We start from the raw sequence: 4840 nt of genomic DNA on the forward strand, positions 1-4840 counted from the left end.
CATGGTTAATTTTGGCTGCTGCCGACTTACCATTTTTAGTGATTTGTTCTAGTTTTTGGCGTTCTTCTTCGGTTAATGTCACTTTGTATCGTTTTGCTGACATACCTTTTTCCTTACTATTTTCTGTCCCTTTATTTTACCCGCCAAATTATCTTTGACTGTCTACTAGCCGTATCACCGATATCAATACCAATGTCTCAGGAGATCGCCTAGACCTCACGGTAAATTTTGCCAGCAGCGATCGTCCAAAAGTTACTTATACCAAACAGGGGAAATCTTGGGTAGCTTTACTCAATGGGGCTCAACTGCAATTGGGTAATGGAAATGCTAGCTATGCCAAGACAAATCCCGCCCCAGGAATTGCCGCGATCGAGGCAACCCAGTATGCCGCTAACAAAGTGCAAATACGGGTCACTGCTAACGATCCAGAAACTCTTAAGGAGCTAATTAAACGCCAAGATAATGGTGATAGTTTGGTATTTAGCTTAGAAATGCAACCTTCGGCAAATCAGGTTAGCTCGATCTCTGCGGCTAATTCTCCAGAATCTGGAGTCGTAAATTCGCAAACTACCACTGATTCTACCAAGGTGCTCACTGCTCAGAATTCATCTGTGAATTCCGCCTCTTTAGGAAAACCTTTATTTGAACCGAAGATCACCGTTACTGATGCTGATGGAAAAACGCGCTTAGCCCAAAGCAATGCACCAAATTCAGCTCCTCCCCCTGTCGCAAATCCAGTCACACCGCAATTGCAAGGTCGCGTCCCAGGCGTTGTCCCCCCCTTCCGCCAACTCAAGACTCCTCCTGTCGGCGATATTGCTACATCATCTATCAAACTGCGTCCTGATATTGTCGATCTTGGTACTGCTGAACGCGTACCGAGAATTACTTTGCGGGAAGCTCCTGCAATTGAAGTTTTGAATTTGATCGGTCGTGTTGCAGGGTTAAGTGTTGTTTCTGCTGAAGCTGCTTCATCTGCTTCATCTACCGCTGGCGCAACTGCCACCAGTACTTCCAGTGGCACTGGACTCAAGCAACCCGTTAGCCTTTCCATTGAGAATGAAACGGCTCAAGATGTTTTCAATAATGTATTGAGGATTACAGGACTAGATGCCAATCGCATCGGGAACACCATTTTTGTTGCTACCAAACTTCCTGTAACCCTCAAAAATCTAGTCACTAAAAACTATCGTCTCAATCAAATCACCGTTGGCGAAGCTTCGGCTTACTTAATTGGTTTGGGAGCTTCGCGGATCGTCAACCGCCAACGTCCAATCCCAGGAGCAGCAACTGCAACTGTAGGAACAGCTGCATCGGCTACGGTGGTAAATATCCCGACTGAGTCAATTCCAACCCTTGAAACAATTACAGTTCCTGCAGATTCTGCTACTACCCCAGTTTTAAAGGGTTTGCAGGTCATAGCTGAAGAACGCGGGAATTCACTAACTTTGATTGGAAGTCCCAAACAAATTGAATTTGCCGAAGCTCAACTTGCCCGTTTGGATTTACGCAAGCGTCAAGTAGCCGTTAACGTAAAGGTTGTCGAAGTAAACCTCGATAAGAATCAAACCATTGGTTCGTCTCTTTCCTTTAATGCAAGTAATACGGATGGAAGTGGAACAGGCGCGGCAATTTCTTCTACGGTTGGAGTGTTGGGATTAAATTTTAATGACACAACGGGCACCCCATCAATTCTTACATCTCCACAGCGACTATTTGGCTCTCTCAGCGCTCGCATAGTCAGTGGAAATGCTAAGGTTATCACCGATCCAACCCTAACTGTTCAAGAAGGTGAAACGGCAACAGTTGCGCTAACCGAAGATGTGGTAACAGCCAATACCGTTACCATTACCACGATTACCTCTGGTACTACAACTCAAAACTTCCCAACTCAAACCGTAACTACTACGCCAGTTGGACTGACCCTCAATCTCAATGTCTCGCGGGTTGACGACAACGGGTTTATTAACTTTGCTGTATCTCCTAGCGTTAGCGCCCTAGTTTCAACAACGCAACTAGGAACGGTATTGGGTATTCAAACTTCCCAAGGATTAATCTCTAAACGGACACTTAATTCGGGACAAATTCGGGTTAGGGATGGTCAAACGCTCGTGCTATCGGGAATCATCCGAGATTCGGATCGTCAAACCTTGACTAAAGTGCCATTTTTAGGTGATCTGCCGATTATTGGTGCATTGTTCCGTCAAGAAAATAATCAAAACGTTCGTAACGAAGTAATTATTATAGTAACGCCGCGGATCATTGACGATAGTCAAAATGCTAATTGGGGTTACACCTATCAACCAGGACCAGAAGTCCAAAAGGTTATTGATAGCAATCTTCGTAAGAGTCAATAGGCTTCATCCATTTTCATAATTTACACTTCTTTCCAGCCTTGACAATTTTTGTCGAGGCTTTTTTAGCTGAGCGTAGCCGAAGATCTATTTCTCGCATACCTGTTCCTCTCATAAATGATTTAGGACTGCTATAGCAGTCCTAAATCATTTGTAGATTTTTTTGTTTGTGGAAACGCTCCCTTTTGGGGGCGCTTCCACAAACCATTTAGGATTGCGATATAGCTATATATCAAAAATCACGCAAAAATATTTTGGGAGGTATTGCGAAAAATGTCCATCATTATGTAATAATAACAAAGCGTTAAAAAACGCCCTCATGGCTCAGGGGTAGAGCATTCCCTTGGTAAGGGAAAGGTCACGGGTTCAAATCCCGTTGAGGGCTTATCTAGAAACAAATGACAGATTAGAACTTAGGTATACTTAGTTATATTTTGGTGTCTTTAAGTCTGTTTTGGGTAGAGATTTGGGTAGACAAAAAGCTCTGAAAGGTACTGTTTCTGTAGAAAACGACAAGGGGTCTTTACGGCTGAGGTGGCGTTTTCTGGGTAAACGGTACTATCTATCGCTAGGGTTATCAGATAACCTGCTTAATCGAAAGGTTGCTGAGATTAAGGCTACTCAAATTAGTCTTGATATCGGGTCTAATAACTTTGATGAATCGCTTGATAAATATCGCTCTAGGGTGCAAAAAGTAGAGAAAGAGGTTGAGATTGCCTCTTTAGTCAAGATTTACAACCAATTTTTGGAGGCTAAAGCTCGTGAAGTAGGAACGGTGACGATTGGTAAATACCGATCGCTTATTCCTAACTTGTCATTTTTTGGCGATCGCCTCGCAACTGTGGCAAGTGCCGAAGATTTTTTAGATTGGCTCAAGCCTCAGAATGAGCCTGTGACGGTGAAGCGCAAAATTGAGTATCTATCTCAAGCCTATGATTGGGCGATCTCTAAATCAATCACGACTGAAAATCCGTTTAAGGATTTACCAAAACGCATCAAAGTACCAGTAAAAGCAGGGGCTAGACCATTTACTAAGGATGAGGTAAAGGCGATTTTGCGAGGTTTTGAGGACAAACAGCCTCACTATCGCGATTATGTTTTTTTCTGCCTAAGTACTGGTATGCGATTAGGAGAGGCGATTAACTTGCAATGGTCAGCGCTGACGGATGATTGTTCGCGGATTGAGGTAATTGATACCAAGCGAAATAAAATTAGGCGATTTAGGTTGTCTCCAGAGGTGGCGGAAATGTTACTCGCTCGTAGACCTGATGGGTTTAAGCAAAATGATTTTGTTTTCACCACGCCCAATGGTCACCACATGAGCAGGTGTAACTTTCGTAAGCGGGTATGGATTCCTGTTTTAGAATCAGTTGGGGTGGACTATCGCAAGCCTTACAACACTAGAAAAACTTTCATCAGTCATGCCCTTGCCGCTGGGATCAATCCTATGGCGATCGCAGAGTTGACAGGGCATGACCCCGATGTGTTGTTTGAGCATTACGCGGCTTACATTGAGTCGCAGCCTGAGTTACCTAGTCTTTTTTGATCGTTTCCGTTCGTTGCTTGGCAATGAGGCAAGATAGCGCTCGATCGCCACATTGTGAGCGTCAGGATCGTTGCGATGAATAAACCAATCTTGGAGAAGCTCGGCATTGTAGACGCATGGTGCTGTTTTGCCATATTGGTAATAGTGAATGCCTTGAATCAAGTTATTTAGACGTTTTTGTTTTTTCAAATATTCAGTACTCATGCCAATGAGCTTAGCTGCTTCAGCTTTTTGAATAAAGGTATAACTCATCTCAGTCCCTCCCCACATTAGATAGATTCATTCTTGGTTTAACAACTGCATTAGGTGAGTACAGGATGCATTCATCCCCCTCGATCGCTTCAATGGTGAAGTATTTTCCAGCTAGCGATCCAAATCTGACGCGAATGCGATCGCCCACTTCAAGTTTTTTTGATTTTTGCTGTGAGCAATTATTAGTTACTTGTAGATTTGGTTCAGCAGATTCTTTTAGTTCAGAAATGGCGTGGTTGTCACATTTCTTTGATTCAGACCCAAAATTACTTGATTCAGGATTGAAATTTGATTCATGATTGGTTTGATTCAGGAAAGATGAAGTATTATTTTTTGATTCAGCGCTTGATTCATCTATTGAAAACCTTTCTATATCTATGTTTCTTTCATCTCCTGAAGCAAATGAACAAAAATTAGGAGATATTGCAAAATTTATAGATTGAACACCAATAGCAAAAAAAACGTATTCTGTGCGTTCGCTAAATCTCACTTTAGGAAAGATTTTGGTTAAGCCTTGGCGCATCAGCCTAGCCGCTTTAACCCAAGGATCGAAGCGGCTGCCTTCATCCAGCCATTGATATTTTTTGTTACCTTTCTCGGTTATCTCAACCTCTAAAATTCCTTGCTCTTGATACCAAGAGGTGAGGCTATCAAATAGATCGCCTAATTTAATGCGACCGTTGCCTTG

General features: G+C 42.9%; 4 protein-coding genes and 1 tRNA gene. 3 read left to right on the top strand and 2 right to left on the bottom strand.

All coding sequences use genetic code 11. From position 1 onward, the window contains the following. The first annotated feature begins 182 nt into the window (after positions 1-182). From AC805_RS14205 to AC805_RS14215, 3 genes are all read left to right on the top strand, one after another. Positions 183-2357, top strand: a complete 2175-nt coding sequence (locus tag AC805_RS14205) for a secretin and TonB N-terminal domain-containing protein (RefSeq protein ID WP_231663046.1) — start codon at positions 183-185, stop codon at positions 2355-2357. Positions 2358-2667: 310 nt separating this feature from the next. Continuing rightward, positions 2668-2739: transfer RNA gene (locus tag AC805_RS14210), tRNA-Thr, on the top strand. An 81-nt stretch (positions 2740-2820) separates the two neighbouring features. After that, the gene (locus AC805_RS14215) at positions 2821-3900 is read left to right on the top strand and encodes a tyrosine-type recombinase/integrase (protein ID WP_072143631.1); all 1080 of its coding nucleotides are present in this window, start codon (positions 2821-2823) and stop codon (positions 3898-3900) included. Here AC805_RS14215 and AC805_RS14220 read toward each other — a convergent pair. Together AC805_RS14220 and AC805_RS14225 are read right to left on the bottom strand one after the other, a co-directional pair. Continuing rightward, positions 3883-4152 (bottom strand): hypothetical protein, encoded by a 270-nt coding sequence (locus AC805_RS14220; protein ID WP_055076026.1) that lies wholly within the window; start codon positions 4150-4152, stop codon positions 3883-3885. The genes AC805_RS14215 and AC805_RS14220 overlap by 18 nt on opposite strands. 1 nt (position 4153) lies before the next feature. Continuing rightward, positions 4154-4840, bottom strand: a 687-nt coding sequence (locus AC805_RS14225) for a hypothetical protein (protein WP_231663040.1), incomplete at its 5' end; no start/stop codon positions are given.

It is taken from the genome of Pseudanabaena sp. 'Roaring Creek', assembly GCF_001402795.1.
GTDB lineage: Bacteria > Cyanobacteriota > Cyanobacteriia > Pseudanabaenales > Pseudanabaenaceae > Pseudanabaena.

Coding starts and splice junctions, on each gene's coding strand:
- AC805_RS14220 (WP_055076026.1), bottom strand. CDS start 4,152: ATGAGTTATACCTTTATTCAAAAAGCTGAAGCAGCTAAGCTCATTGGC.